Origin of the sequence: Aerosakkonema sp. BLCC-F183, from assembly GCF_041929145.1 — a bacterium.
Taxonomy (GTDB): Bacteria; Cyanobacteriota; Cyanobacteriia; order Cyanobacteriales; family Aerosakkonemataceae; genus Aerosakkonema.
The window spans coordinates 1-26,690 of sequence record NZ_JBHFNU010000087.1; the positions used below are offsets into that span (position 1 = coordinate 1).

Here is a 26,690-nt window from a genome sequence, read left to right on the forward strand (position 1 = left end):
GTGAGTTTTGACTTCATTCCTGGTGCTGCTGGCGCGGTGGAACCACACCGACTCCATCCCGAACTCGGAGGTGAAACGCTGCTGCGGCGAAGATACTTGGTGGGTCACTGCCTGGGAAAATAGCTCGGTGCCAGGTTAATATTTACAGCTAAAGCCCTCTTGCTCAAATGTACAAGAGGGCTTTGCTGTTTTGAGATGTGCAGAAGGTTTTGGACAGCGTATGCCGATCGTCATAGTTGATAACCTGAGCAAGGTATATCCGGTGGCTGTAAAAGAACCGGGGCTTAAGGGGACGCTACTGCATTTCCTGCGTCGCACTTACCGCTCGGTGAATGCTGTTCAAGGGGTTTCTTTTCAAATTGAACCGGGCGAGGTGGTGGGATTTCTTGGCCCTAACGGTGCGGGTAAGACTACTACCCTGAAAATGCTCACAGGGCTAATTCATCCTTCGTCTGGTAAGCTTAGGGTGGCTGGATATGTTCCTTTTCGACGTGAAGAAGCTTTTTTGCAAAAAATCACTTTGGTGATGGGGCAAAAGCAGCAACTGTTGTGGGACTTGCCAGCGCTAGATTCATTGAAAATTAATGCTGCTGTTTATAATATTTCGGACAGAGAGTTTCGGCTGCGGGTGGGTGAGTTAACAGAGTTATTAGGATTGGAAGGAAAACTCAACCAACCTGTACGCAAGCTTTCTTTGGGCGAACGGATGAAAGCAGAATTGCTGGCTGCACTTTTGCATCATCCGCAAGTCTTATTTTTAGATGAACCGACGCTAGGACTCGATGTTAACGCTCAAGTGGGTGTGCGAGATTTTTTGCGGGAGTACAATCAGCGATACCAGGCGACCGTGCTGCTGACCAGTCATTATATGGCGGATATTACGGCTCTTTGCGATCGCGTTTTGTTGATTCACCAAGGGCTGCTAATTTACGATGGTAGTTTGGAAGGGCTGTTGCAGCGGTTCGCCCCTTACCGGGAAGTTAAGGTGGAGTTAGCCCAAGCTGTGTCGGAAACCGATTTGTCGCAATACGGGGAACTGGAAGCGGTGGAAGGTCGGGAGGTGCGTTTGTTGGTGCAGCGGGAAGCCCTGACTCGCACGGTTGCCCGTATACTTGCGGAATTAGAGGTATTGGATTTGACTGTGACTGACCCGCCGATCGAAGAAGTTATCGGTCGAGTGTTTCGTGCGGGGGTAGCCTGATGAAAGGTATTGTGAGAAAAGCTACAGTGCTGCTTGAGGTCTACTACGCTCATATGGTGGAGTATCGGGCAGAACTGGTGTTGTGGGTTTTGTCCGGGTCTTTGCCGCTGATTATGATGGGAATTTGGATGCAGGCGGCGCAAGGTGGCAGGTTCGGATTGACACCAGTGGAGTTTGCTCGCTACTTTCTGGTTGTTTTCTTTGTACGCCAGTTTTCGGTGGTGTGGGTGATTTGGGATTTTGAGAAAGAGGTGGTGGAAGGAAAGCTTTCTCCCAGGTTGCTACAGCCTCTAGACCCGGTTTGGCATCACGTCGCTTCTCATATTTCAGAACGCTTTGCTCGGTTGCCATTCGCGATCGCGCTGATGGTGTTGTTTTTTATACTCTACCCCCAAGCGGTTTGGGTACCGAGTCTGCAAAGCTTTTTGCTGTGCGTACCGGCGCTGGCGATCGCTTTCATTTTACGCTTCCTAATTCAGTATACTTTTGCGATGTTCGCTTTTTGGATAGAGCGAGCATCTGCGATCGATCAATTCTGGTTTTTGCTGTACCTATTTCTCTCTGGTATGGTTGCGCCTCTGGAACTTTTTCCACCAGGGGTGCGGGAGGTTGTGCTTTGGACTCCGTTTCCCTATTTGGTTCATTTTCCAGCTGCACTGTTGGTAGGACTACCCGTAGATGTGGTGAAAGGATTTTTAACTATGCTGGGTTGGTGCTTGTTCTTTTTTGTCTGCAACCGTTGGTTGTGGCGTCGGGGACTAAAACGATATTCAGGAATGGGAGCATAATTGATTTGAAATTTTGGATTTTAGATTTTGAATTGAGCGTGTAAGTCAGAATCCCAAATATGAAAAGATATTTGCGAGTGTTGGGGTTGTTTTGGAGTACCTCTTTAGCAGCTGAGATGGAGTACCGAGTTAACTTTGTTTTAGCCGCTCTCAGTAGTTTGGGAAATTTGATCGGCAGTTTGTTCAGTTTATTTTTGTTTTACCGCACTGGCTACACTTTCCAAGGATGGTCTTGGGAAGAGACGTTGGTGGTATTGGGAATATTCACTTTATTGCAGGGATTTTCTACTACTTTCCTGGTTCCTAATTTAAACCGCATTGTCCGACAAGTGCAAGAAGGAACCCTAGACTTTGTGTTGCTTAAGCCTATCAGCAGTCAATTTTGGCTTTCAACTAGAAGTGTATCGCCTTGGGGAATACCGGATTTAATTTTCGGTTTTCTGCTGATTGGCTATGCGGGTGTACATCTGGGTATTAGTATTAATGATTACATGATTAGTGCTGTGCCGATCGCATTCGGTGTGGCTATCCTCTACAGCCTGTGGTTTATGCTGGGAGCGACTAGCATCTGGTTTGTCAAAATATTCAACGTTACTGAGGTATTGAGAGGACTGCTGGAGGCGGGAAGATATCCGATGATGGCTTATCCTACGGCTTATCGGTTCTTTTTTACTTTTATAGTACCTGTAGCATTTTTGACAACAGTGCCAGCAGAGGCGATGTTGGGGCGAGGTGATGTTGGTTGGGTATTGGGTGCGGGAGTGTTGGCAGTTGTGCTGTTTTTGGCTTCAGTGGGATTTTGGCGGTTTGCCTTGCGTTTTTATACCAGTGCTTCGAGTTAAGCAGAACCACTGACACGGGCGGCTTTCAGAGTGTCAGTGCTTCGTCGGGAAATATCGACATTCTTAGCGCTATTAACAGCAAGTCTATGGGAGGCTATGCTGTTGGCAGCATAGCCTTCGATCTGTTATTTTGTGGGTATAAGTAGCATCCCCCTCCACATGGCGATACCAATCTCCATTGCCATCTCTGTCTGGTTGAGAATTTGTCCTAAGTGGTAAACACTCTTCAGGACAGTTTCGGCGTGTTCGTTTAGTGCTTGTCTGGTCATAAAAAACCTGACTAGCAAAATATCCTCGCCGATCAGCTCCATAGCTGGACTCTCCCACAGCCCCAGGATTGGGAAGCAACTAGCCCCGCCACACAGACGAGCCATATCAACAATGAATTTTTTAATTTGCTCAATATCCACTAGAGGTAGATAAACAGCCATGTTGCAGTCTAGCACCCGAATTTTAAGCGGGGAATTCGAGACAAACTGCTGAACTTCTGGAGGAAACGTTTCACGCAGGGAATTAATAACGTCTGTATCGGTCTGCTTTAATTGATTGATGACAGTCTGAATCGTTGGGTGTTGCTCAGTAATTTGAGCCAGTATGCGAGGGAGAATGTTTTGGATTGGTTCCATCTCTTCAAAAGGTTTCATAGGTATCTCCTAAGCGTTACTTTGAGTGTGATGGATTTTTTACAAATAAAAAATTTACCTAAAATTAGAATAAAATAGCAAAAATTGAAAAATAGAGTGAAAATAGTAAAAAAATAGTTTAAAAATAGAAAACATTCTTGCTAAAAAAGTTTGATTAAACCTAAATTGGAGCTAACTTATGGACGAAAGAAAAAAATTTCTCAACGAGATGGCTGATATTTTTGGTTTTTTGGGGAATGAGACGCGAAGGAAAGTATTCTTAACTCGGTATGCTTATGAGGATGCGGACAAGCAGAAGCCGAATACAGAGATTGCCAATTCGCTTAAAATGGATGAATGGAAGTTCCAACAAGAATTAGGTGAGATATACAAGGTATTGGATAAGAAGGGTTGTCCTAATCTTGTTTTCAAAAAGGGTCGTCCCTCGAAAGAAGAAGGAGGCAATTTCATAAATTCATTCAATTGGTTGTGGTATAATAAATTCCCGTCTTGGCAGAAAAATCAGGGTTCGGCTTCGCTTTCATCTGAGACGTTAGCGGCTCAAAGAGAGATTGGTGGCTCGGCTACATGGCGAGATGAGCAGCACTACAATAAATTCATTGCTCGCAGTGATGAACGAAGTAAAATGCTGAAAGATTTGGAGGAAGATCGTCCTCAAATTTTTAGTATTGTTGGAATGGGTGGTATGGGTAAAACAGCGTTTTGCCACAAAGTTGTAAGCGATACTTACAATGCCAGAATTTTTTCAAGAGTTGCCTGGGTTCGTGCTCGTGTATGTGAGTATAAAGCCGATTTATTTGGTAAACCCGATCCCCGCATGGAGGCAAGCTTAACAACAGAGGATGCTTTAAGAAAAATAGGTGAAGAACTAAGAATACCAAACTGGGTAATCCTGGGACAAGATCAAGAAAAACTTGAACAAGAAATTTGCAAGGTTCTAGAAGCAAGTCGTTGTCTGATTGTCATAGATGGACTAGAAGATGCAGAAAGTCCCGGTAAACTAGCAGAAAAGTTACAGCAAGTATTGGGAAAAAGTAGTGTTATTTTAACAAGTAGGGAACAGGTCGATGCAAACGTTATTCGATACCCGATGACAAAAATGAGTCGCCCAGTATCACGGGAATTTATCAGAGAAATTGCTGAAGAAAGATACTCAAATCCGAACGAAAATCCCCTCTTAGAATTACCTGATTCAAAGATGGAAAAAATATTAGATGTTACAGAAGGTATGCCATTGGCAATGAAATTATTTGTAAGTCAGGTCGATGTATTAAGTCCAGACGATGCTATTGAAGGCTTGCAGAGAGTATCTACAGAACGACAGCTATATGATTATCTTTTTGAAGCTAGTTGGCAGAAAATAAAAAAACAACAGAATAAATCTTCTATAGTTCTACTTATTTACTTGGCAAAGATACGAGAGCCTATTTCCATTTCTAATCTTTGCAGATTGAAGAATTTGTCAGAACAAGAGGTACGTGGTGGTATTGAAACCCTGCGGAAACTGTCACTTGTAGAATGTAGTACACAAGGAAGCGGTATTAGAAAAGTATCCTTGCACTCGTTCACAGTTCGTTATGTAAATGAAACATTGAAAAATAAATATGGAACAATCTCCCAATGAGTTTGATGTTTTCATATTCAATCTATTTCAGGATAGAGATACTATAATGTCTAATCATTGGATTTCAAGAGGTGAAGAACTAAATAGGGAACTTTACGGAAAAAATGGATATGAAACTGTTTCAAGCCTGCGTGAAATTTTTGGGCAGATGATCGATCTTGTCGAAGAAGGTAAAGGTAATAAGCGAGAATACTGCAAAGTCCTACTTAATTACTGCGATCTAACTCAAGACTGGAGATACTGGGGAGTCTGGGCAGAAGAAGAAATCAGCATTGGTGCAGGATCGGATAGTCCCTGGCTGTTTTATGGCTTCGGTCGTTACGTGGAAGAAATTGGTCAACTGCGGAAGTCTCTGGAATATCATTATAAAGGCATTGAGGTTAGCACCGTTGCAGGAGATGATACATTCTTAGCATTAAACCATTTGGGAGCAGGGATTACTTTACAACGTTCTCTGAAACCTCAGAAAGCTGAATGGCATATAAAAAAAGCACTAAAAATATTTCAGAAACAAGGCGACATTTATCAGCAGGCTAGTGCGTTACTAAATCTAGGCACTTTATACGATCGATGGGGTAAGAGCAACTTGGCTATCTCACCATATCAGGAATCAGATCGGCTACTCGACTCCATTGGTGACATATTTGACCGGGGGCGTGTTTTATATAGTTTGGGAATGGCTTGCCTGGAAGCTAATAAACTTAAAGAAGCTGAGAAAGCTTTTGCTCAGGGCAAAATTCTATCTGAGGAGTCTAATAATGTTCTCTTTATAGCCCTAAACTATTATGGAATAGGATGGTTAGAATACCGCAAAGGTGAAATTGTAAAGGCTCGTCAAACATTAGAAGAAGCTATTACTAGATTCAAGAAAGCAACTGAAGAAATGCTAGGAGTGGTTCAAACTTCATTTGCTGAAGCCGAAGGACACATATCAGGATTAGCTGCATCTGCCTATAGTAAATATCCAGAGCCTAATTATGAGGCAGCATTAAAGTATTTAGAATATGCAGAAGAGTCATATCGCAATCTTGATTATGCTGATTTCTCAATGGCAAAAGTATTAGCTAATCGTGCGCGTATTTTGGAGTATTCGGGTGATATTTATGATGCTATAACAACTTTTCTAAAATTACTGGCTGAGGGAAAGCGTCTTAAGTCTCCTGGAATGATGGGTGATGCTGCCGTACATCTAGTTTACATATACTACCAGCAACGGTCATCGATTAAAGAGTGGGCTGTTCTACTTAAGAAACTTGGAATATGTGGGCTTTGGGGTTTTGCCATAGGCTGTTTTAATCGAATCAAAAGCTACTTGGGTCGCTCTAAGTATCTAAAAAATACAACTGGATGATCCAGATAGTAGGAGATGTCCATTATGATGTTAAGCTGATGCGATCGCTACTCAAATAAATTACAATAACTCCATGAAAAAGCTTAAGCTTAATGACGGGTACTAAGCGAACTTGACTTCAAGACAAACTAGAGATAGAATAGAGACAATTATGCCTACAAAAAATTCAATACAATGTATTAGTCCGCAAACAACTATACTATGTTAGTAACGATCGAGATTCCTAACGAATTAGCCGCTCAGTTGAGCAATCTGGAAGAGGATATCCCCGAAATTCTAGAATTAGGGTTGCGGGAACTCAATGCTAAAGCTCAATCTGGTTTTGCGGGTACAGCAGAAGTTTTAGAATTTCTGGCTAAATTACCTACGCCGCAAGAAATATTAGCAATACGTCCGTCAGAAGCTTTACAAGCTCAGATTAATCAATTATTAGAAAAAAATCGCACTACAGGATTGACGACCGCAGAAGAAAAAAAATGGCAGCAGTACCAATATTTAGAACACTTGGTACGCCTTGCGAAGGCTGAAGCTTACTTGAGATTGAAAAGATCGTGAGTCGTACTTATATATCATCTACGCTGCGACAACTGGTTTACGATCGCGCTAACGGTTGTTGCGAATACTGCTTGATTCCAGAAGCAGCAAGCTTTTCCAAACATGAGATCGACCACATTATTGCTGAAAAACACGACGGCTTAACTGAAGCTGAAAACTTAGCACTTTCTTGTACGGTATGCAACAAACATAAAGGCAGTGACTTAACTTCGATCGATCCCCAAACAAACCAGATTACTCCACTATACAATCCTCGGCGCGATCGATGGTCGGAGCATTTTCAACTGAGTGACGCTCAATTTATTCCACTGACTGCAATTGGTTGCGTTACCATTCGCTTATTACAATTAAATCACCCGAACAGAGTTAAAGAACGTCAATTGCTAATTGCTGCAAATTTGTTACCTTTGCCAGATTGAAAGTAATAAAATTTTCGCCTAAACCCTCAAAATATCTTCAATAGTTAATTCCAATTCAGGAAAAGTAGCAGATCCAATCCGATCGTTACCTCTATAAGCAGTTACTTGATAATCTCCATTTTCATCTAATTGATAAACGAAAACAGTAGGAAGTTTCGGATTACCTAAATAATCTCTACTGCCAATAGCCAAATAATCTACAATCCAATATTCACGAATCCCTAAACGTTGATATTCATCTAATTTATCGATATAATCATCTTCCCAATTAGTTGATACGACTTCTACAGCTAATTGCAAAGGTTCGCGCAAAGCAGAATAAGCAGAACGATTTGCACGCCAGACATCTAAGCTAACCACGCTGACATCGGGAAACCGTCCCTGTTCTTTGCCATTTTTGGTTAAAGTGGCAATCATAATTCTACCGGACACTTTGTAGTTCAAGCTCAGTCGGTCAACTTCCCTATCAAATCGTTTATTAAGGAAATCTGCAATATCATCGTGCTGTCTAGTTGCTAGTATTTTCACAATTTCTCCATCCACTAACTCATAGCGACCATCATCGGGGTATTGCGCCAGAAATTGCTCAAATGTGAGGGTTTGCTTTGACTGAGTAGAAATGGCAGTCATGCTGTTTACCTGTGGTATGCGATCGGGAAATGTATAGTTATATTTTATTGTAATAGCTTCAGAACATTTGGTTAAGTTTTGTTCAGTCTGAAGCTGCTTTGAAATTAAAAAAATCGTGATTTTTACTTATCCATTGAAGCGCGAATATTGGGTAGTTTTGGTATTATACTCGATACTTGATGGGAATCTCGATCGCAAATTTTGTGCCGCTACCGACGGTAGAAGTATAGGTTAATTTACCGCCATGTTTTTTGATAATAGCATAGCTGACCGATAAACCTAAACCCGTACCGCTCCCAACTGGTTTAGTGGTAAAAAATGGCTCGAATATGCGTTTTTGAAGATCGGCTGGAATTCCGCCACCATTATCAGCGATCGTAATTCTTACTTGCTCTTTTTCTATGACTTCAGTCTGAATATGAATCAGCGGCTTTTGATTAGTTTTACTTACTTCCTTGAGAGCATCAAGAGCGTTGCTGATAATACTCAGAAATACTTGATTCATCTCACTAGCATAACAGGTGACTTTAGGAAGATTGCCATACTCTTTAATTATTTGGATTTGGGGTCGATCGTCGCTACCTTGGCAGCGGTTTTGTAAAATTAGTAAAGTGCTTTCAATTCCGGCGTGTAAATCTACGCTTTTCAGGTTAGCTTCATCTAAGCGAGAGAAATTACGCAAACTCAGGATAATTTGTTGAATGCGATCGCTTCCCACCTTCATCGATCGCAAAGTTTTAGGTAAATCTTCACTGATAAACTCTAAATCCATTTGTTCGATTTTATCTTTAATTACGGCACTGGTTTGCGGATATTCCTGCTGATAAAGAGAGAGCAAAATCAACAAATCTTTTAAGTAACTTTCTGTATATTCGAGATTACCAGCAATAAAATTTACCGGATTGTTAATTTCGTGGGCTATCCCCGCTACCAATTGACCGAGGGCTGACATTTTTTCGCTTTGAATTAATTGGGCTTGGGTTTGTTGTAAGTTTTGCAATGCTTGCTCTAAATCAACAGCTTTTTGGCTTAAAGCTTCAGTTTTTCGCGCTACTTCGGCTTCTAAGTTATGAGAATAGTTCTCTACTTGTCGATACAAACGGGCATTTTCTATAGATATAGCTGCTTGGGAAGTAAGGACTTGGAGAATTTCGACGCGATCGCTAGTAAATGCTCCGACTGTGAGGTTATTTTCCAAATATAAAATGGCAATTAATTTTCCCTGCTTGGTAATGGGAATACATAAAGCCGATTTAGGCTGGTGGGCGATAATATAGCGATCGCCTGCAAATTGAGCCTCAGCACTCAAGTCATCAAAAACTGCTGTTGTTTGATTTCTGATTACAGAATAAATCAAATTTTGGGGTAATTCTTCCGATTTAACGAGAGGAACTTGGCAATTTTCAGTTTGATTTCGATCGGCTTTAATTACTACTAACCATTCGGCATCTTTCTCGATCGCTAAAACTCCTGTTTCTGCCCCCGCATTAGTGAGGGAAATTTGCATCAAAGTGGCTAACAATTTTTCTAATTCAATTTCTTGTGATATCGCTTGTGCTGCTTTGATTACCGTTGAAAAATCTAACCGTAAATTCTGACCGCTACTGGTAGCAGTTAAGCTTCTAATCGAGAGGGTGGCGATCGTTGTTCCAGATTCGTTCGCTAGTTTATTTTGTTGGAGAATGGCTGCTAGTAATTGAGGATAATTTTGTTCTAAATGAGCAATTTTTGTCTTCGCACCCCAACGAGCATAACAGTAGTATGCTTCTTGCATATATCCAGGGGCAACTTTTTCTTTTCCCCAACTCAAATAGAATTTAGCCGCCAGTTCGTTTGCTAAAGCTTCTTCATGGGTATATTGATTTTCTTTAGCTGCGGCAATGGCTTTTTCATATAATTCGATCGCTGCCGATTTTTGTCCGAAAATTCGACATTTTTCTGCCTCTAATAAGTCAACTCTATGTTGGTGATTCATCGGTGCATGACGCGCCCATTCAATCAGAGTATCTTGGTGAATTTTCACTCGATCGAGAGCGTTCGCTTGCTCGATTTCTGACTGGGTAGAACAGAGTGCCAACTCAGTTAAACCAGCATAAAAACGGAAAATTGCCGTATAGGTTGCTCCTGCAACTGTGGCTAAAAAGTGATTAGCTTGGGCAATGTAATCTAGGGCATTAGTGTAGTTACAAAAAAAATAAGCCAGCATCAGTTTGCCAATATAGACAGCAGCTAATGCACTTAATTCACTATTTTGATGATGTTGGGGAATCATCACCATTTCATCATAAGCGGTTCCTTGTAATAAATCTGGTTGAGCGATCGCATTTCGCAAATTATGTACCATCTGCTGTTTCATCTTCACAAAAACTAGGGAAGAATCTTGCTTCATTTGAGATAAAACAACGCAGTAATTCTCGACTTCTGACTCCCAATCTTCTAAGCAAACTCCGGCAAATAAACTACTATCTAAATAGTTATCTGCATTATGTCCAGCACTGAAGAAATCACCCGTTTCCATTCCCACCAAATAACCCTCTTTCATCATGGTAATTGTGTTTCTGAGAGCGACTTGGCGATGGTCGATTAAAAAGCTACATAAGAGTAAAGTTAAGGACTTAAATTCTCTTCCATTAAGACGATCGAGTAAACTCAATGCCAAGCAGCTAAAAGCATAACCTCTTTCTACTTCGCCAAAAGAAGCACACAGCAACATCCCATAACTGGCATATCCGATAATTGATGCGGGTGCATTACCAAATTGGAGGGATAAACTCACCATGTTGGAAGTTAGCACCGGAAGCAAGGCAAAATTTCCGAAGAAAATGGGCAGAAATAACATGGCTAATAGCTGCATCGCTGCAATTGTTTCTCGCTTGCTCATTAAGGGGAGATTCATCAGTTCTGAAATCTGCTCGTTTGGGATGCGATCGCTCAAGTTTTGTAGTAATCGATCGTTGAAGTTTTGGTCAGCTTCAGCGGGGAGTTCAATGCCTAATTGCGCTAGGGCAATTCTACCCACAGCGATCGACTCTAATATCTGACTTTGGGCTGCCAAACCACTGATTTTAATTTGATAAATTTTCACTTTATCTAATGTGGTTTGGGCAAATTCTAAAACCCTAGCCACCATTGCTTCCATCTCTTCAAAATCGGCATTTAAGTAAGCAGTTTCTGCACCTGCTACATACAGATTCAGGGTTAATTCATACTGACTTTGCCAGCAATTATCGGTCAGCAATTCCAGCCCTGTTTGCACGAAATTTCGAGCGGCTGAATAGGCTGTGGAATTTCTCGCTTTTTGTCCGGCTGCTAAGTTAATTCTGGCTAATTCTTCCCGTTCATTTGGGTGAGTAATTAACTCAATTGCTAAATTTAAATGCCCGACAATATCGAACAGCTTTTCCTCTTTTTCTATTTCTGATAATCTTTGCTGAAGCAGTTGTCCGATGTGGTAATGAGTCTGTTTTTTTTGCTCGTCAGGAATCAAGGAATAAGCAGCTTGTTGAACGCGATCGTGCAAAAATCGATAAGTAGGATTTGCGGTCGCTTTCAAAACTTCGTTGCTATCACTTTGGGTAAAGAATTTATAGATTCTGGTAGTAGGAATCACCAAACCTTCCTGCAATGCTTTCCATAAAGCTGTTGCCGTCATTCCCGACGATTTCTCACTGACAATTCCCAAGGTATTCAAATCAAATTGCGTGCCAATACAAGCCGCTAATTTGAGAATATCTTGAGTTTCTTTCGGCAATTTCTGCAATTGCAATGCCATGAACTCTACCACATCATCGGTAATTGCCAAGGCTTCAACTCTCGCAATATCGCACTGCCAATGTTGGATATCCCAATTAAAGCTAATTAGCTTGTCATCATGTAATGCTTTGAGAAACTGGGTGGCAAAGAAAGGATTTCCTTGAGTTTTTTGATAGACTAATTTTGTTAAAGGTTGGGCAATAGATAATTCACAATTCAGCGTATCTGCTACTAATCGATTGAGATCCGATCGACTTAACGGCGATAAGGTAATTGTATTGACTGTCACTCCAGTTTTGACCAGTTCATCTACGGTTAAGATAAATGGATGTACTGGCGATACTTCATTATCTCGATAAGCACCTAATATCAATAGATATCCGGTATCTTCCATCAATAATTTTAGCAAATTCAGCGATGCAGAATCAGCCCATTGCAAGTCATCTAAAAACATCACTAAAGGATGTTCTTTCGTGGTAAAAATTTGGATGAATTTTTGCAATAATAAATTAAACCGATTTTGGGCGGCTGTTCCCGATAATTCCGTCGCTGGTGGTTGTTTTCCAATGATGTTTTCCAATTCGGGAATTACGTCAATTAAAACTTGTCCGTTATCTCCTACTGCTGCGAATATTTCGGTTTTCCATATTTGCAATTGAGCTTCTGATTCTGATAATAATTGTGCCATTAAGTCGCGGAAAGCTTGCACGAAAGCGCTGAAGGGAATGTTACGTTGGAATTGATCGTATTTACCTTTGATAAAATAGCCCCGTTGACGCACAATGGGTTTGTGTACTTCATTCACAACCGCTGTTTTGCCAATCCCAGAAAAACCCGCAACTAGCATCATTTCCGTGACGCCATTACTAACTATCTCAAAGGCGTTTAATAGTCGATCGACTTCAGTTTCTCTACCGTAAAGTTTTTCGGGGATCGTAAAGCGATCGCAGATATCTCTTTTTCCCAGTTCAAAATACTCAATTTGACCATTTGCTTGCCATTGAGTTAAACATTTCTCTAAATCGTGCTTGATTCCCAATGCACTCTGATAGCGTTCTTCGGCATTTTTCGCCATCAATTTACTGACGATTTCTGATAAAACTAGAGGAATCTCCGGGTTGATTTGATGGATGGGAATCGGTGCTGTGGCTAAATGAAAATGCACTAATTCCATCGGATCTTCGGATATAAATGGTAAATTACCAGTTAGCAATTCATAAAAAGTTATCCCCAATGAATAAAAGTCACTCCGATAATCTATGCCGCGATTCATGCGACCAGTTTGTTCGGGAGATAGATAGGATAACGTTCCTTCTAAAGCATTAGCATTTTGAATCTCTTGAGTTTCTCTCGGTAAAAGGGAAGAAATACTGAAGTCAATTAATTTAATTTGTTGCCGATCGGGATTAATTAGAATATTCGCAGGTTTGATATCTTTATGAATAACTCGATTTTGGTAAAGATAATGCAGAGTGTCCGTGAGTTGGATGGCAATTTGGAGGAACTCGGATAAATTTAAGGGTTTATATATTTTACTTTCATTAGTTATTAGTTTGAGATAATCAGATAAAGAGATGCCGCCAAAATCTTCCATCACTAAGGCATAGCCGTTGCGATATACTTCTAGACTGAAAGGTTTGATAATACTAGGAAAGTCCAGATTTTTAGCGATCGTATATTGATTGCGGAATTGAACCAGTTCGTTAAAGTTTGGGTATTCGTTTCGCAGTAGTTTGATCGCGACGGGTTGTTGGTTGCTGGTACGAATGCCTCGATAGACGACGGTGCGGGCACCCGCGTACAATTGCTCTGCGATCTGATACCCTGCTAAGTTAGCGATCGGATTCATAACTTATTTCTTGTTTCCCAGACAATTTCTAATATTTTACTCTTTGGCTGTGAGGAAATTTAGAGACAAATAGCTGATAAATGGCGAATATAGGCTTAAGAACGCAGATAATCGCAAAAATAAGTAAAATTGCGATATCGATCCTAATATTGCTAGCTACCGCACCTAACTCACGAACTTGAAATAAACCATCGATCGCGATTCCCAACCTTTCAGGTAAGATCGAGAACGGAAGATTTTGGGTTGTATGGAGAATCCAATTTGCCTACACTCGGCGTTAACATTGACCACGTTGCTACTATCCGCCAAGCGCGTCGTACTGTAGAACCTGACCCGGTAGCGGCGGCGGTATTGGCGGAACTCGCTGGTGCAGATGGTATTACGGTGCATCTGCGGGAAGATAGGCGGCATATCCAAGACAGGGATGTGCGAATATTGCGGCAGACTGTACGCACGCATCTAAACTTGGAGATGGCGGCGACCGATGAAATGGTGGCGATCGCGCTCGATATCAAACCCGATTATGTTACTCTCGTGCCAGAACGTCGGGAAGAAGTCACCACTGAAGGCGGACTCGACGTGGCCGGACAAATTTCCCGCATGACCGATATCGTGGCAAAATTGCAAGATGCGGGTATTCCGGTGAGCTTGTTCATCGATGCCGATAATGCACAAATTGAAGCATCTGTCAAGATAAAAGCCAAATTTATCGAATTGCATACGGGGAAATATGCAGAAGCGCACGACGAAGCCAGTCGGGAAAAGGAATTAGAGGTTTTGGCGAAAGGATGTGAATTAGCGATCGCATCTGGATTGCGAGTCAACGCCGGACACGGACTCACCTACTGGAACGTTTACCCAGTTGCCTGCTTAAAAGGTATGGAAGAACTCAATATTGGTCATACAATAATAAGTCGGGCTGTTTTAGTCGGACTAGAACGAGCCGTCCGCGAAATGAAACAGGCAATACAAGGTAATGGGTAATTTTAGATTTGAGATTTTAGATTTGAATCAAATATGCAATTTGAAATCTGCAATCTGAAATTGGCCAATTACCAATTACCAATTACCAATCACCAAAGAGATGACAACTTACTACTACGTTTTAGCGAGTCAACGCTTTTTACTAGAAGAAGAACCCCTGGAAGAAGTGCTGAGGGAACGCACTCGCAATTACCAAGAGCAAGAAAAAGAAATTGATTTTTGGTTGGTAAAGCAACCAGCATTTTTGGAAGCAAGGGAAATGGCAGATGTAAAAGCAAAATGTCCTCAACCTTCTGCGGCGATAATTTCAACTAACAGTTCATTTATCACCTGGCTGAAGTTGCGATTGGAGTACGTCGCAACGGGAGAATTTCAAGCACCTTCGGATACCATTCCCGACCCCCTCGCTTCTCTGGCGGCGGTGTCGTGACCGAGGGGAGCGGGGGAGTTAAAAGTCAAAAGTCAAAAGTCAAAAGTCAAAACTAGGAATCTCTTCCCTCTCGCTCTCCTCTGTTCTCCCGTTCTCCCGCTCTCTCTTTTCCTCTTATTTTTGACTTTTGACTTTTAACTTTTGACTTTTTGTAGCCCCTAGTCCCTAAACCATGAGTAAAATTGCGATCGAGCGGTGCTGTGCGGTGCTGAGTTTTGCCATAGCTGTTGCTTTCTGGGCAGGATTTGCGGTACGACCTCAAGCATTAGCCCAGGTAACGGCGACACCGCCATCTGAGAATTCGCCAGCATACAATCCGCAACCCTTGGGGACGGGTTATGCTGTTTTGGTAGATTACTTCAACCAGCCGGAAATTGCCGCCCAAGTGCAGGAAGCGTTAAAGAAAGAAGTTGGTTTGGTTTCCTACGGACAGCGACCTTACTTACTGGTATTGCATACGACCGATCAAAAAAATGCTACCAGTACATTTGAGAACTTGAGCGATCGCGGTTTTTGGGTGATGCTAGTAGATAGCAATAAGGTAACCCTCCTGAGATCGCGAGTCGAAGCAACTAAAATAAGGTAATTTCAAATTTCAGATTTTAGATCGCAAAAAGAAAAATAAAATTTGAAATCCGAAATCTTAAATTTGAAATTCAATAAGCTGGCCCAGCCAAGCAGGAAATAGTTATACCCAACGCCGAACCTACAATCACTTGAAAAGGCGTATGTCCGAGCAATTCTTTGAGACGGTCTTCATTAAAAGTGGGATGTTCTCGAAATAACTCATCAATAATTTGATTGAGGATGCGAGCTTGCTTACCGGCAGCTTGACGTACCCCAGCCGCATCGTACATAACGATAATGGCAAAAATGGTTGCCAGTGCGAAATCGGGGCTAGCCCATCCGAGTGTCTGACCCACACCTGCGGCGAGGGAAGCCACGAGGGCAGAATGGGCGCTGGGCATACCGCCAGTTTCCACCAGAACGCGGATGTTTATCTTACCGTGCTGGATCAAGTGGACGGCAAGCTTGCATATTTGTGCAATTAAACAAGAAAAAAGAGCTACCAGCAATACCCGGTTATCTAGGATCTGGCCAAAGTCGTGCATATCGATTTTGGATTGAGGATGCGAAGATGATAAGATTCTGCGATCGGCTGCGAGGACAGGTTTATTTATATTTTCCGATAAAACCTGTCCTCAGAGACTGCTAGTAAGAGCGATTGGTAATATAATCTGCGATCGCCTGTAGCGGTCGCGATTTTTCCCCAAAATGTGCCATTTCTGCCTTGGCAGCATCAACCAGTTGCTGAGCCTTTTGCTTCGATTGCTCCAATCCCCAAAGGCTAGGATAAGTTGCCTTTTTCGCTTGGAGGTCTTTCCCAGCGGTTTTGCCCAACTTTTCGCTAGATACCGTGATATCCAAAATATCATCGATAATCTGAAACGCCAGCCCGATATTCTCAGCATAGCGGGATAAGCGTTGCAAATCCGTTGAGGATACCCCGGCAATAATTCCACCGCAAACTACACACGCTTCTAACAAAGCGCCGGTTTTGTGGGTATGAATAAAGTTAAGAGTTTCCAGCGTGATATCCGCCTTTCCCTCAGATTCCAAGTCAACTACTTGCCCACCAACTAACCCAGCGGCGCTGACAGCGCGGCCCAACCGGGCAATTACCTGCAACAGCCTTTCCGGTGGGACGTTCTTAGTCTCGGCCACAACCTCAAAGGCATAGGCTAACAAGCCATCCCCGGCCAAAATTGCAATATCCTCACCGTAGACCTTATGATTGGTCAATTTACCGCGCCGATAGTCGTCATTGTCCATCGCCGGTAAATCATCGTGGATCAACGACATGGTGTGGATCATTTCCAAAGCACAGGCTGTTGGCATCGCCATTTCCAGCGTACCGCCACCCAGTTCGCAAGTGGCTAAGCATAGGATGGGACGCAGGCGCTTACCCCCGGCCATTAAGGAATAGCGCATGGCCTCATATATTTTTTCAGGATAGGTGATGGGGACGGCACGCTCCAGAGCTGCTTCCACCAAAGCCTGTCGCTGGGCTAAGTAAGCCGATAGATCAAAGGTAGGGGATTTCCCCTGCGGCGAATGCCTGTCATCCGTAGCTACCATCCCTCGATTCCTTGAGCGTGTCTGTATCCGTAATAATTCTACAGGGGATAGGCGATCGCTAATTCGTAATTCAGGAATGGGACATAGGACAGAGGGAAAGTCAAAAGTCAAAAGTCAAAAGTCAAAAAAGGGCGTCGGGAAGAGGGAAGAGGGAAGAGGAAAAATCTTAATTCCCCTGCCCCCCCGCTCCCCTGCCCCCCTGCCCCCCTGCTCCCCCGCTCCCCTGCCCCCCTGCCCCCCTGCTCCCCCGCTCCCCTGCCCCCCTGCTCCCCTGCCCCCCTGCCTCATGAACTTTTTTGGCTGTAGCTCCACACTGTATTTTGCAGTAGGATGGCAACGGTCATGGGGCCAACACCTCCCGGTACAGGCGTCAGATATGCGGCTACGCTCTTAACTTCATCAAAATTGACATCTCCTACGAGGCGAGAATTGCCGGCATCATCGGTGATGCGATTCATACCGACATCGACAACTACCGCTCCTGGCTTCACCATATCACCTGTTATCAAATTCGATCGCCCAACGGCGGCAATCAAAATATCGGCATTGCGGGTAATTGCGGCTAAGTCGTGGCTGCGAGAATGTGCGATCGTCACTGTAGCATCGGCTTCCAGCAACATCAATGCCATCGGCTTGCCTACTAAAATACTGCGTCCCACAACAACTGCTTGTTTGCCCTTCAGGTTAATCTGATATTCTGCCAAAAGGCGCATCACTCCAGCAGGTGTGCAACTTCGCAGTCCCGATTCCCCGCGCACCAAGCGCCCCAAGTTAACTGCGTGCAGTCCGTCCGCATCTTTATTGGGATCGATTTGGTGCAGCAAGGCTACGGCGTCGAGGTGGTCAGGTAGCGGCAGTTGTACTAAAATGCCATCAACCCGCTCATCTCGATTCAATGAATGAATGACCTGCTCAAGTTCTGTTTGGGTAGTTTCTGATGGGAAATGCTGCCCAAACGAGGCAATCCCCACTCTTTCGCAAGCTCGCTCTTTGTTCCGCACATAGGCGGCGCTGGCTGGGTTATCGCCAACCATTAGCACTGCTAAACCGGGCGATCTACCTATTTTACCTTGCAATTGGTGAATGCGTTGTTGCAATTCGGTTTGAATCTTTTGTGCAAGGGCTTTACCATCTAGTAATTTGGCAATTTTGGCGTCCATCAATGTTTAAGAGGCGTTCGTGTCTGAAGGCAATTCGCTCTACCAGTTTCGCAGATTTAGCTAACCTTGTGATATCTTTTAGCGGTAAAAATTCCAGAATGACGATCGAGACTATGCCTAACCTCTGGCGGCGATACGAGAGGTATGTTTGATTTTACCAACTGAAGGTAATTGGGATTGTTATTTTTTCTACGTACCATATTACCGACGTGAATTTTCGTTCGTTCCGCCAAGTACATCGCTGAAGGAAAACTATCATGAAACCAGGCAAAATTGAAATATTGAAATTAGGCGCGATCGCCATGTTACTGGGAGGAGTATTCGCTACTTTAATCGGTTTCTTTTGGACACCAAATGTTCCCGTTACCAAAATCAAAGATTTGGAAAAGCAGCGAGATAAAAAGTCTACTGTTTATATTAGGGGTAGGGTAGTTAAGCAAGTTCCTTTTTTGGGAACGCGAGCTTACGAAGTCGAAGACTCAACCGGTACTGTTTACGTGATTACTAAAGACAAATTCCCAGCACAAAATCGGGAAATTATCGTCGAAGGCAAAGTCCAGTATAAAAGTATACCTTTGGCTGGGCAGGAATTGGGCGAAATTTATATCAAAGAACAACAACGTTTATGAGTAACGAACTAGCACAAGTGGCGATCGCAATTCTATATCGCGATAACCAATTTCTCATGCAATTGCGGGATAACATTCCCAATATAGTATATCCCGGTCACTGGGCGTTTTTTGGCGGACATATCGAGCCAGGGGAAGATCCAGAAGACGCCGTAAAGCGAGAACTGCGGGAAGAAATTGGCTACGCACCATCCACGGTATCATTTTTTGCTCATTACCGCGATAGCAAAGTGTTGCGGCACGTTTTTTACGCACCGCTTACCGTGGAACTGGAAGATTTAGTGTTGGGAGAAGGTTGGGATATGGGATTATTAACGGCTGACGAAATTAGACAAGGCGAACGTTATTCAGATAAAGCAGGAGAAGTGCGACCTTTAGGTTCTCCGCATCAAAGAATTTTACTTGATTTTATCGAAAAATGTCAGGTGATGGTTTGAGACGAGGGGATTTATGCGATCGACTCTAGCATAGCGATCGCAGCACTCTATACAGGTCAGGCTGTGCTAAACTTAGGCTTGCCGATCGCACATTCTTAAGTCTTCGCAAAAATTTAGAACTGAAACTCAACCCTTGCGGTAAAGTCAATAAAGGTTCACGCGATCGCCAGCGCATCCATGAGTTATTCCGCATCTACCCCTACCAACGCCAAAGGTGCTAAATTCGATCGAGCCGACATCCCCAACGCTGATTGTCGTCTGATAGATAAAGACAAACTCAGCAAAATGTACCACCACTACGTCGAGGTGAAGGATAAATATCCTCACGCTCTGCTACTGTATCGGGTGGGAGATTTCTTTGAAACATTTTTCCAAGATGCTATCACCGTATCGCAGGAACTAGAACTCGTCCTCACCAGCAAACACGCCGGCGAAGTCGGTCGAGTACCGATGACCGGTGTACCGCACCACGCCTGGGAACGCTACACCACCCAGCTAGTAGAAAAAGGTTACGCAGTTGTGATTTGCGACCAAGTTGAAGATTCCGCCGATGCAGTAGGCTTGGTAAAGCGGGAAGTAACGCGAGTTCTCACACCCGGCACCTTGTTGGAAGAAGGAATGCTGAGTGCTAGGCGCAATAACTTTTTAGCAGCAATTGTTATTGCTGGCAATCATTGGGGTTTAGCTTACGCGGATATTTCTACAGGCGAATTTCTCACAACTCAATCAGAAAAATTAGACCATTTGACGCAAGAATTGATGCGCTTGCACCCGGCAGAAGTTTTAGTTCCTACAAACGCTCCCGATTTGGGCGCTTTGTTGCGTCCGGGAGAGAAATCGGAAAATTTACCTGAGTGTTTGCCGCCATCATTTTGTTACGCTTTTCGTCCTCAAAGTCCCTTTAGTTTGGGTGAAGCCAAAGCGCGATTGGTACAAAAATTTAAAGTAAAATCTCTGGAAGGTTTGGGTTGCGAACATCTCCCCCTCGCCGTTCGCGCCGCAGGTGGTTTGTTGCAATATTTAGAAGATACTCAAAAAAGCAATCCCGTTTCCCTGCAACCGCTACGCACTTACACCCACACAGATTATCTCATCCTCGATTACCAAAGTCGCCGCAATTTAGAAATTACCCATACAGTCCGAGATAACACATTTCACGGTTCTTTGTTGTGGGCGTTGGATAGAACCAGTACCGCAATGGGCGGACGTGCTTTGCGTCGCTGGTTGGTGCAACCTTTATTAGATATTAAAGGAATTCGCGCCAGACAAGATACTATTCAAGAATTAGTAGAAAATAGTTTGCTTCGTCAAGAATTGCGCCAGCTACTGCGGCAAATATACGATTTGGAAAGGTTGAGTACTCGCGCTGGGTGCGGTACTGCCAACGCGAGAGATTTAGTTGCTTTAGCTGCTTCTTTGGAAAAGTTACCAGAATTAGCTAATTTAGTTGCCGATGCGCGTTCTCCCTATCTGAAAGCATTGCAGAAAGTATCGCCGATATTAGAACAGTTGGCAAGTCAAATTAATGGCCATATATTAGAATCTCCTCCCATTCATCTCAAGGAAGGCGGATTGATTCGCGAAGGAGTAAATGCCCAATTAGATGAAATGCGGGTTGGTGCGGAAGACGATCGCAAATGGCTGGCCAATCTGGAAGCTACCGAGAAATCGCGCACGGGCATTTCTAATCTGAAGGTTGGCTATACCAAATCCTTTGGATATTATATCAGTATTTCGCGCTTGAAAGCAGACCAAGTTCCAGAAAATTATATCCGCAAACAAACTCTCACGAATGAGGAGCGTTACATCACTCCGGAACTGAAGGAAAGAGAAGCGAGAATTCTGACGGCGCGTGAAGATTTGAATAAGCTGGAATACGATATTTTTGTGGCTTTAAGGGCAGAAGTAGCGGCACAGGCAGAATTAATTCGCAATATTTCTCGCGCTGTTGCTGCTGCTGATGTGTTGTGCAGTTTGGCAGAGATAGCGGTGTATCAGGGTTACTGTCGTCCGAATATGGTAGCAGGGCGAGAAATTACGATTATTGATGGGCGTCATCCAGTAGTGGAACAATCTTTGCCGACAGGGTTTTTTGTGCCTAATTCGAGTTGGTTGGGAAGGGAGGAATTAACGAACCGCCAAGACGCCAAGGACGCCAAGGAAGATAATCAGGAAGAGAGACCGGATTTGATTATTTTGACTGGGCCGAATGCGAGTGGGAAGAGTTGCTATTTGCGGCAAGTTGGGTTAATTCAATTAATGGCGCAGGTGGGGAGTTTTGTACCTGCGAAATCGGCGACTTTGGGAGTGTGCGATCGCATTTTCACTCGTGTGGGTGCGGTGGACGATTTGGCGACCGGACAATCTACTTTTATGGTAGAAATGAACGAGACGGCGAATATTCTCAATCACGCTACAGATAAGTCGCTGGTATTGTTAGATGAAATTGGCAGAGGAACGGCAACTTTCGACGGACTTTCGATTGCTTGGGCGGTAGCAGAATATCTGGCAACGGAAATTCGCGCCCGCACTATTTTTGCCACTCACTATCACGAACTCAACGAGTTAGCTTCTATGTTGAGTAACGTTGCCAATTATCAAGTGACAGTGAAAGAAATGCCCGACCAAATTATCTTTTTGCACCAAGTTAAACCCGGTGGTGCGGATAAGTCTTATGGGATAGAAGCGGGGAGATTGGCGGGATTACCGGCGGTGGTGATTAATCGGGCCAAACAAGTGATGACTCAGATCGAAAAACACAGTAAAATTGCAGTAGGATTGCGGAAGGGAGTCGAGAGCGATCGCACCACTAAGCGAAAGAAAAAAGCTCCCGATGTCTCGATTTCAGAAGAAGAGTTATTGGAATAATGAGAGATATAGCAGTTTTTAGTGGGATAAACTATAGTTATGATTGAAATTGTATTTCTAGTTGAAGATGATCCCGACGGCGGTTATAACGCAAGAGCGTTAGGCGAGTCAATTTTCACTCAAGCTGACAATATAGAAATATTGCGAGAAATGGTTCGCGATGCAGTTCACTGCCATTTTCCTGATGAACAAACTCGTCCAAAAGTAATCCGCTTGCACATCGTCCGTGAGGAGGTAATTGCTTCGTGAAACTCCCGCGAGACTTATCTGGTGAAGAATTAGTTAAAGTTCTCGATCGTTTTGGATATGAACTTAGTCATCAGACAGGTAGCCACATTCGTCTGACTACTCAACTTAATGGCGAACATCATATCACAGTACCAGCCCACGATCCGATCAAAGTAGGCACGCTTAATGCCATACTGAGAGATGTTGCTAATCATGCGGGTATGAGTCGTGAAGAATTGTTCAGAGAATTATTTTCTTGAGCGCAATATCTCAAAAAGGTTGATCGGCTAGCCAAAAAATTTAAGTCCTTTTTCCTTTTCACAAATCTAAAGTTTGAACCAATTTTTCTTCTGACAATTTGTGATAATGTATCAGATTGAAAAACAACCATTGGAATACTATTTAAATCTGCAATATCCAGTTACACTTTATCCCGATCCAGAAGGGGGATATGTGGCACAAATTAAAGATTTGCCTGGATGTTTAACTCAAGGTGAAACACTGGATGAGACGATGGTTAATATTAATGAGGCGCGGGAGTTGTGGATTGAAACTGCTTATGAATCGGGCGATGATATTCCTTTACCTAGTACGGAAGAAAATTACAGTGGTAAGCTATTATTACAGATGCCAAAATCACTGCATCAGCGTTTAGCTGAAGAGGCTGAAAGAGAAAATGTTAGTTTGGATCGGTATATTGTATTTTTATTGAGTAGGGTTAGCTAATTGAGAGGATTTGAGGAGAATTTGCGATCGCACATTGCTGAAATGCTTAGGAAATACTAAACCCGAACGAAAGAGCGATCGCCAGGGGAATCGGCAAAGATTGCGCCTCGTTTGATTAGGTATTGCTTCATTTCTTCAGAAATTCCTTGGTTTTCGCTAAATCGAGCATTTTCCACATTTGCACCACTCAGGTCAGCATTAATCAGGTCAGCATTAATCAGGTTGGCATCACTCAGGTTAGCACCACTCAGGTTGGCACCACTCAGGTTGGCATCACTCAGGTTGGCATCTCTTATGTCAGCATTGCTTAAATCCGCATCACTTAACTTAGCATTGATTAGTCTGGCATTTCTCAAGTCAACATCGCTCAAGTCAGCACCACTTAAGTCTCGCCGGTAAAGCATCAGAGGGAACCATCACCACAACTGGCGGTTTGTCTGCTACAGTCTACTGTCTGAAACTGGCAAGAGATGCCAACGACAGACTCGACGAACTGGCAGAAGATTTAAACGACGACTAGAGCGCCCATCCATAAGATTTTCCATAGCATAGAGCGAAACGCTTGACAAGAAAATGCCGTTGGTTTACTATAGTTTTCGTGAACGGAAGCGGGAGCCAAATCCTGGGGGGGTTCACGAAAAACGCCAGAACCTTGACAAATAAATACTTTCAGCCTTTGGCCAAAGGAAGTAGTTGCAATTTACTTGCAATAAGCGAGCCTGAAATGAGGCAAAAAATGAGGTTCACGAAAAGTGCCTTCAGAATGCCTTGTTTGTCTGGGTTTCAGGGGCCAGTCTTTCAATCAACAGAATCCCGGCAACGGGATTGAAACCGATTTCGGTCATGGAGGGATAAATTAGCTTTAAATCTTTCAATCAACAGAATCCCGGCAACGGGATTGAAACACTTCAATTACTAATTTTTTGAATGCGAACCCTGATACCTTTCAATCAACAGAATCCCGGCAACGGGATTGAAACCTAACTGTATTGTTCCAGGTTGCTTCCCCTAAAATCTTTCAATCAACAGAATCCCGGCAACGGGATTGAAACTCCAAACTATTCTTTCCTTCTTTTTTACCTGTACAGAACTTTCAATCAACAGAATCCCGGCAACGGGATTGAAACCAGTAAATCCTCAACGCGTTCCTTTTCAGGTCAACGTGCTTTCAATCAACAGAATCCCGGCAACGGGATTGAAACGTCCGACTTTTAGTTTTACTAAAGGCAAGGAAATCTTTCAATCAACAGAATCCCGGCAACGGGATTGAAACTATTCAGGGGTTGGAAGAGGGGAGCTACGAAACGGTCTCCCTGCTTTCAATCAACAGAATCCCGGCAACGGGATTGAAACCGAGTTTGCCTGTCAAGACATTTACAAAATCCATCCGCTTTCAATCAACAGAATCCCGGCAACGGGATTGAAACCCTGCCTCAACTTCTGTTTTAGTGGAATGCTGACGGCTGATAGCTGAATGCTTACATTATCGTTTCCATTGTGCCAAAATGTACTCGTAGAAGCGTTCCGTATCGACTTTTTCCATTGCCTTAATTAAGCGTCCCCCCGGCTCAATTTTAGTGCGACCTTGGCTGAATCCACTGGTGACAATAACTGTTTCGTATTCGCGCAGTTGGTAAAATTCAGGATGTGCTAAATAAGCTGTGGCCAAAACATCCCAAAAGTAAAAATCCTGGGGAATAACTAGCGCGTAACATTGTCCTGCTAAATCGGAAAGCGGATAGCGACGCTGTTTGCCAATTCGTTGCACAAATGCTGATGTTACTGGTACGTTGTTGGTAACATCTAAAGAGCAAAGTACGATCGGTATTTTCGTTTGCCAAACTCTCTCTACAGCAATTGGGTCCCAGTAAGCATTCCATTCCGCCGAACCATCTTGTCCCGCTTCCAAAGAACGCTCTACATTACCGGAGACGTTAAGTGCGCCTCCCATCCAGATAATTTGTTTAATTTTTGCTTCAATTTCTGGAGACATCTCGATCGCACTCGCTACAGTAGTCAAAGGGCCAGTTACCAGTAGCGTGACAGGTTCTGGTGCTTGTTGAAGCGATCGCACCATAAAATCTTGACCTGATTCTGACACCTTTGGCGTTTTAATAGTCTCGTTTTCGTTCAAAATTGGCAGATGGTCAACAATAAACGAATCTCGTCGATAAAGTCGCGGGAACGGGTTGATTCCGCGCACTGTACTTTCTGCTACCGGTACATCATGACAACCCATCAAATCTAAAATTTTCCGCGTCGCACTCACAGCAGGTTCGATATAGCAGTCCGCAGGCGTCACAATCACCCCCATCGGTTGCACTTGGGTCATTGTCATCAGCAACATGACCGATAAATAGTCGTCAACGCCACCGTCGCAATCCATGAGTACGAGTTGTTTCGACATATGTAAAAACTATAGCGATCGATAGTTGAGCGAAGATAACAGGATAATTATCCGTGAGGTTGTTCGTTTGCGATCGACCTTCTTGCTTTTTTTCTCCTCTAATTCTCGATCGAGTCGTTATGAAGTATGGCTACTTGCTATTCCGGATAATAGAGGTAATATTTTACACTCTAATTTGTGCGATCGCTCCCGAAGTAGCGGATTTATTACCAGGTTTATCCAACCAGGATGGTAGCGCTCCCCAAAATGCGATCGATTTTCCCCTCAGTATTCGCGAGTTATTCGGTAGCAAAACAGCACCGGGAGCGATCGCAGTCGGGGTAGCCGAAGGCAACTTGACCCCAAGAGGATCGCCCACTTCTATTTATTTGGGACATACCGACCCAGGCAACTTTGCGACCAACAGGGGATTTTGCAGTTGGAACAAAGCCGAAGCGATATCTGTAGAAGAAGCAGATAGCCTGTGTTTGCAAGCATTGCAGTCGCAATCTGTGGCGATCGAAAATCAGCTGCTGGCGCTGGGACTGCACCCGAAGATTAACAAAAGAGCGATCGTCATGGGCACAGATTTGTGGAATCAATCCAATTCCGCCGGCCCTCAATTCCCCTTCAAATTTTCTTTAGCCCTGGAAAAAGGATTGACCGGAAGACAAGCGTATATCTGGGCGCGAGTCGAATCATTTCGCAACGCGCAACAGCAATTGGACGCCAGCGGGTTATTTGGCATTTGTCAGCGAGAGCCTTATTATCGTCAGCAACTTGACGGATTGGAACTAGATTCAGAAGAATGGCGCTGGAATTGTATAAAGTTAGACCAATTGCGACGAATAATCACAATAGAGAATGTTTTGAAATTACACCTAACTCAAAGAAAATAATGAAATCAAATATAGGATAAGAATCATCACAAAACGCGCCCCTAAAATTTACCTGTAGCTCACCCACTAGCAAGCCGCTGTCAATACATATGTTTATGCCAAAGTAAGTAACACTTACATCTGTGTAAACCAGTGTTTATTTATTTTT

The 26,690-nt window shown here is 43.4% G+C and carries 27 protein-coding genes, 1 rRNA gene and 1 CRISPR repeat array; of the genes, 18 read left to right on the plus strand and 10 right to left on the minus strand.

The window, feature by feature from the left end; translation table 11 throughout:
* The first annotated feature begins 18 nt into the window (after window positions 1-18).
* From rrf to ACE1CD_RS24975, 4 genes are all read left to right on the plus strand, one after another.
* Window positions 19-136: ribosomal RNA gene (rrf, locus tag ACE1CD_RS24960) — 5S ribosomal RNA — on the plus strand.
* 84 nt (window positions 137-220) lie between these two features.
* Entirely contained in the window at window positions 221-1,201 is a 981-nt protein-coding gene (locus ACE1CD_RS24965) for an ATP-binding cassette domain-containing protein (protein WP_374793432.1), read from the plus strand.
* Window positions 1,201-1,989 (plus strand): ABC transporter permease, encoded by a 789-nt coding sequence (locus ACE1CD_RS24970; RefSeq protein WP_374826601.1) that lies wholly within the window; start codon window positions 1,201-1,203, stop codon window positions 1,987-1,989. Before ACE1CD_RS24965 ends, ACE1CD_RS24970 begins: the two co-directional genes overlap by 1 nt.
* Window positions 1,990-2,048: 59 nt before the next feature.
* Complete coding sequence (locus ACE1CD_RS24975; RefSeq protein ID WP_374826602.1) at window positions 2,049-2,831, plus strand: ABC transporter permease; 783 nt, start codon at window positions 2,049-2,051, stop codon at window positions 2,829-2,831.
* 125 nt (window positions 2,832-2,956) lie between these two features.
* Here ACE1CD_RS24975 and ACE1CD_RS24980 read toward each other — a convergent pair whose 3' ends face one another.
* Window positions 2,957-3,475 (minus strand): hypothetical protein, encoded by a 519-nt coding sequence (locus tag ACE1CD_RS24980; RefSeq protein WP_374826603.1) that lies wholly within the window; start codon window positions 3,473-3,475, stop codon window positions 2,957-2,959.
* A gap of 178 nt (window positions 3,476-3,653) precedes the next feature.
* On the opposite strand from ACE1CD_RS24980, the gene ACE1CD_RS24985 reads away from it, so the two are divergent.
* The 4 genes from ACE1CD_RS24985 to ACE1CD_RS25000 all read left to right on the plus strand — a co-directional run bounded on the left by ACE1CD_RS24985 (window position 3,654) and on the right by ACE1CD_RS25000 (window position 7,424).
* Window positions 3,654-5,099 (plus strand): NB-ARC domain-containing protein, encoded by a 1,446-nt coding sequence (locus ACE1CD_RS24985; protein ID WP_374826605.1) that lies wholly within the window; start codon window positions 3,654-3,656, stop codon window positions 5,097-5,099.
* A complete protein-coding gene (locus ACE1CD_RS24990; protein ID WP_374826606.1) occupies window positions 5,080-6,450 on the plus strand; it encodes a tetratricopeptide repeat protein in 1,371 nt (456 codons plus the stop codon). The genes ACE1CD_RS24985 and ACE1CD_RS24990 overlap by 20 nt, the downstream gene beginning before the upstream one ends.
* A gap of 201 nt (window positions 6,451-6,651) precedes the next feature.
* Window positions 6,652-7,005, plus strand: a complete 354-nt coding sequence (locus ACE1CD_RS24995) for a hypothetical protein (RefSeq protein WP_374826607.1) — start codon at window positions 6,652-6,654, stop codon at window positions 7,003-7,005.
* Window positions 7,002-7,424, plus strand: coding sequence for an HNH endonuclease (locus tag ACE1CD_RS25000; protein ID WP_374826608.1), 423 nt, complete (start codon window positions 7,002-7,004; stop codon window positions 7,422-7,424). Before ACE1CD_RS24995 ends, ACE1CD_RS25000 begins: the two co-directional genes overlap by 4 nt.
* An 18-nt stretch (window positions 7,425-7,442) precedes the next feature.
* Here the strand turns inward: ACE1CD_RS25000 and ACE1CD_RS25005 are convergent, their stop codons facing one another.
* Complete coding sequence (locus ACE1CD_RS25005) at window positions 7,443-8,054, minus strand: Uma2 family endonuclease (RefSeq protein WP_374826609.1); 612 nt, start codon at window positions 8,052-8,054, stop codon at window positions 7,443-7,445.
* A 163-nt stretch (window positions 8,055-8,217) separates the two neighbouring features.
* The gene (locus tag ACE1CD_RS25010; RefSeq protein ID WP_374826610.1) at window positions 8,218-13,656 is read right to left on the minus strand and encodes an AAA family ATPase; all 5,439 of its coding nucleotides are present in this window, start codon (window positions 13,654-13,656) and stop codon (window positions 8,218-8,220) included.
* 261 nt (window positions 13,657-13,917) lie between these two features.
* On the opposite strand from ACE1CD_RS25010, the gene ACE1CD_RS25015 reads away from it, so the two are divergent.
* The 3 genes from ACE1CD_RS25015 (at window position 13,918) to ACE1CD_RS25025 (ending at window position 15,656) form a co-directional block, all read left to right on the plus strand.
* On the plus strand, window positions 13,918-14,640 hold the full coding sequence (locus ACE1CD_RS25015; protein WP_374826611.1) for a pyridoxine 5'-phosphate synthase: 723 nt from the start codon (window positions 13,918-13,920) through the stop codon (window positions 14,638-14,640).
* 100 nt (window positions 14,641-14,740) lie between these two features.
* Window positions 14,741-15,070, plus strand: a complete 330-nt coding sequence (locus ACE1CD_RS25020; protein ID WP_374826612.1) for an MgPME-cyclase complex family protein — start codon at window positions 14,741-14,743, stop codon at window positions 15,068-15,070.
* Window positions 15,071-15,242: 172 nt separating this feature from the next.
* A complete protein-coding gene (locus ACE1CD_RS25025) occupies window positions 15,243-15,656 on the plus strand; it encodes a hypothetical protein (RefSeq protein WP_374826613.1) in 414 nt (137 codons plus the stop codon).
* Window positions 15,657-15,726: 70 nt separating this feature from the next.
* Here ACE1CD_RS25025 and ACE1CD_RS25030 read toward each other — a convergent pair whose 3' ends face one another.
* The 4 genes from ACE1CD_RS25030 to ACE1CD_RS25045 all read right to left on the minus strand — a co-directional run bounded on the left by ACE1CD_RS25030 (window position 15,727) and on the right by ACE1CD_RS25045 (window position 18,569).
* Window positions 15,727-16,182: a divergent PAP2 family protein gene (locus ACE1CD_RS25030; RefSeq protein WP_374826614.1), complete on the minus strand. Its 456-nt coding sequence runs from the start codon at window positions 16,180-16,182 to the stop codon at window positions 15,727-15,729.
* Window positions 16,183-16,282: 100 nt separating this feature from the next.
* Window positions 16,283-17,209, minus strand: coding sequence for a geranylgeranyl diphosphate synthase CrtE (gene crtE, locus ACE1CD_RS25035; protein ID WP_374793434.1), 927 nt, complete (start codon window positions 17,207-17,209; stop codon window positions 16,283-16,285).
* Between the two features lie 284 nt (window positions 17,210-17,493).
* Window positions 17,494-18,369, minus strand: a complete 876-nt coding sequence (gene folD, locus ACE1CD_RS25040) for a bifunctional methylenetetrahydrofolate dehydrogenase/methenyltetrahydrofolate cyclohydrolase FolD (RefSeq protein ID WP_374792589.1) — start codon at window positions 18,367-18,369, stop codon at window positions 17,494-17,496.
* Between the two features lie 56 nt (window positions 18,370-18,425).
* On the minus strand, window positions 18,426-18,569 hold the full coding sequence (locus ACE1CD_RS25045; RefSeq protein ID WP_374826615.1) for a hypothetical protein: 144 nt from the start codon (window positions 18,567-18,569) through the stop codon (window positions 18,426-18,428).
* A gap of 57 nt (window positions 18,570-18,626) precedes the next feature.
* On the opposite strand from ACE1CD_RS25045, the gene ACE1CD_RS25050 reads away from it, so the two are divergent.
* On the plus strand, window positions 18,627-18,998 hold the full coding sequence (locus ACE1CD_RS25050) for a hypothetical protein (RefSeq protein ID WP_374792591.1): 372 nt from the start codon (window positions 18,627-18,629) through the stop codon (window positions 18,996-18,998).
* A complete protein-coding gene (locus ACE1CD_RS25055) occupies window positions 18,995-19,435 on the plus strand; it encodes an NUDIX domain-containing protein (protein ID WP_374792593.1) in 441 nt (146 codons plus the stop codon). The genes ACE1CD_RS25050 and ACE1CD_RS25055 overlap by 4 nt, the downstream gene beginning before the upstream one ends.
* A gap of 25 nt (window positions 19,436-19,460) precedes the next feature.
* Here ACE1CD_RS25055 and ACE1CD_RS25060 read toward each other — a convergent pair whose 3' ends face one another.
* A complete protein-coding gene (locus ACE1CD_RS25060) occupies window positions 19,461-19,628 on the minus strand; it encodes a hypothetical protein (protein WP_374792595.1) in 168 nt (55 codons plus the stop codon).
* On the opposite strand from ACE1CD_RS25060, the gene mutS reads away from it, so the two are divergent.
* The 4 genes from mutS (at window position 19,613) to ACE1CD_RS25080 (ending at window position 23,257) form a co-directional block, all read left to right on the plus strand.
* Complete coding sequence (gene mutS, locus ACE1CD_RS25065) at window positions 19,613-22,303, plus strand: DNA mismatch repair protein MutS (RefSeq protein WP_374826616.1); 2,691 nt, start codon at window positions 19,613-19,615, stop codon at window positions 22,301-22,303. The genes ACE1CD_RS25060 and mutS overlap by 16 nt on opposite strands.
* A 39-nt stretch (window positions 22,304-22,342) precedes the next feature.
* Entirely contained in the window at window positions 22,343-22,552 is a 210-nt protein-coding gene (locus ACE1CD_RS25070) for a 2-oxoisovalerate dehydrogenase (RefSeq protein ID WP_374826617.1), read from the plus strand.
* Window positions 22,549-22,791, plus strand: a complete 243-nt coding sequence (locus tag ACE1CD_RS25075; RefSeq protein ID WP_374826618.1) for a type II toxin-antitoxin system HicA family toxin — start codon at window positions 22,549-22,551, stop codon at window positions 22,789-22,791. The genes ACE1CD_RS25070 and ACE1CD_RS25075 overlap by 4 nt, the downstream gene beginning before the upstream one ends.
* A gap of 106 nt (window positions 22,792-22,897) precedes the next feature.
* Window positions 22,898-23,257 (plus strand): type II toxin-antitoxin system HicB family antitoxin, encoded by a 360-nt coding sequence (locus tag ACE1CD_RS25080; protein WP_374826619.1) that lies wholly within the window; start codon window positions 22,898-22,900, stop codon window positions 23,255-23,257.
* Between the two features lie 56 nt (window positions 23,258-23,313).
* On the opposite strand, the gene ACE1CD_RS25085 is transcribed toward ACE1CD_RS25080, so the two are convergent.
* Both ACE1CD_RS25085 and ACE1CD_RS25090 read right to left on the minus strand, forming a co-directional pair.
* On the minus strand, window positions 23,314-23,661 hold the full coding sequence (locus ACE1CD_RS25085; protein ID WP_374826620.1) for a pentapeptide repeat-containing protein: 348 nt from the start codon (window positions 23,659-23,661) through the stop codon (window positions 23,314-23,316).
* A gap of 391 nt (window positions 23,662-24,052) precedes the next feature.
* Window positions 24,053-24,684: direct repeats of the CRISPR family, unit length 37 nt; unit sequence CTTTCAATCAACAGAATCCCGGCAACGGGATTGAAAC.
* Between the two features lie 56 nt (window positions 24,685-24,740).
* On the minus strand, window positions 24,741-25,664 hold the full coding sequence (locus tag ACE1CD_RS25090; protein ID WP_374826621.1) for a nucleoside hydrolase: 924 nt from the start codon (window positions 25,662-25,664) through the stop codon (window positions 24,741-24,743).
* 53 nt (window positions 25,665-25,717) lie between these two features.
* Between ACE1CD_RS25090 and ACE1CD_RS25095 the strand changes: the two genes are divergently transcribed.
* A complete protein-coding gene (locus ACE1CD_RS25095; RefSeq protein ID WP_374826622.1) occupies window positions 25,718-26,542 on the plus strand; it encodes a hypothetical protein in 825 nt (274 codons plus the stop codon).
* The last annotated feature ends 148 nt before the right edge of the window (window positions 26,543-26,690 follow it).

Bases quoted from the DNA above. Each gene is read 5' to 3' on its own strand.
- ACE1CD_RS25005 (WP_374826609.1), bottom strand. From the start codon at position 8,054: ATGACTGCCATTTCTACTCAGTCAAAGCAAACCCTCACATTTGAGCAA.
- mutS (WP_374826616.1), top strand. From the start codon at position 19,613: ATGAGTTATTCCGCATCTACCCCTACCAACGCCAAAGGTGCTAAATTC.
- ACE1CD_RS24990 (WP_374826606.1), top strand. From the start codon at position 5,080: ATGGAACAATCTCCCAATGAGTTTGATGTTTTCATATTCAATCTATTT.
- ACE1CD_RS25025 (WP_374826613.1), top strand. From the start codon at position 15,243: ATGAGTAAAATTGCGATCGAGCGGTGCTGTGCGGTGCTGAGTTTTGCC.
- ACE1CD_RS24970 (WP_374826601.1), top strand. From the start codon at position 1,201: ATGAAAGGTATTGTGAGAAAAGCTACAGTGCTGCTTGAGGTCTACTAC.
- ACE1CD_RS25055 (WP_374792593.1), top strand. From the start codon at position 18,995: ATGAGTAACGAACTAGCACAAGTGGCGATCGCAATTCTATATCGCGAT.
- ACE1CD_RS25090 (WP_374826621.1), bottom strand. From the start codon at position 25,664: ATGTCGAAACAACTCGTACTCATGGATTGCGACGGTGGCGTTGACGAC.
- ACE1CD_RS25050 (WP_374792591.1), top strand. From the start codon at position 18,627: ATGAAACCAGGCAAAATTGAAATATTGAAATTAGGCGCGATCGCCATG.
- ACE1CD_RS25070 (WP_374826617.1), top strand. From the start codon at position 22,343: ATGATTGAAATTGTATTTCTAGTTGAAGATGATCCCGACGGCGGTTAT.
- ACE1CD_RS24985 (WP_374826605.1), top strand. From the start codon at position 3,654: ATGGACGAAAGAAAAAAATTTCTCAACGAGATGGCTGATATTTTTGGT.
- crtE (WP_374793434.1), bottom strand. From the start codon at position 17,209: ATGGTAGCTACGGATGACAGGCATTCGCCGCAGGGGAAATCCCCTACC.
- ACE1CD_RS24965 (WP_374793432.1), top strand. From the start codon at position 221: ATGCCGATCGTCATAGTTGATAACCTGAGCAAGGTATATCCGGTGGCT.
- ACE1CD_RS24975 (WP_374826602.1), top strand. From the start codon at position 2,049: ATGAAAAGATATTTGCGAGTGTTGGGGTTGTTTTGGAGTACCTCTTTA.
- ACE1CD_RS25010 (WP_374826610.1), bottom strand. From the start codon at position 13,656: ATGAATCCGATCGCTAACTTAGCAGGGTATCAGATCGCAGAGCAATTG.
- ACE1CD_RS25060 (WP_374792595.1), bottom strand. From the start codon at position 19,628: ATGCGGAATAACTCATGGATGCGCTGGCGATCGCGTGAACCTTTATTG.
- ACE1CD_RS24980 (WP_374826603.1), bottom strand. From the start codon at position 3,475: ATGAAACCTTTTGAAGAGATGGAACCAATCCAAAACATTCTCCCTCGC.
- ACE1CD_RS25030 (WP_374826614.1), bottom strand. From the start codon at position 16,182: ATGCACGACTTTGGCCAGATCCTAGATAACCGGGTATTGCTGGTAGCT.
- ACE1CD_RS25045 (WP_374826615.1), bottom strand. From the start codon at position 18,569: ATGGTACGTAGAAAAAATAACAATCCCAATTACCTTCAGTTGGTAAAA.
- ACE1CD_RS25085 (WP_374826620.1), bottom strand. From the start codon at position 23,661: ATGCTTTACCGGCGAGACTTAAGTGGTGCTGACTTGAGCGATGTTGAC.
- folD (WP_374792589.1), bottom strand. From the start codon at position 18,369: ATGGACGCCAAAATTGCCAAATTACTAGATGGTAAAGCCCTTGCACAA.
- ACE1CD_RS25020 (WP_374826612.1), top strand. From the start codon at position 14,741: ATGACAACTTACTACTACGTTTTAGCGAGTCAACGCTTTTTACTAGAA.
- ACE1CD_RS24995 (WP_374826607.1), top strand. From the start codon at position 6,652: ATGTTAGTAACGATCGAGATTCCTAACGAATTAGCCGCTCAGTTGAGC.
- ACE1CD_RS25080 (WP_374826619.1), top strand. From the start codon at position 22,898: ATGTATCAGATTGAAAAACAACCATTGGAATACTATTTAAATCTGCAA.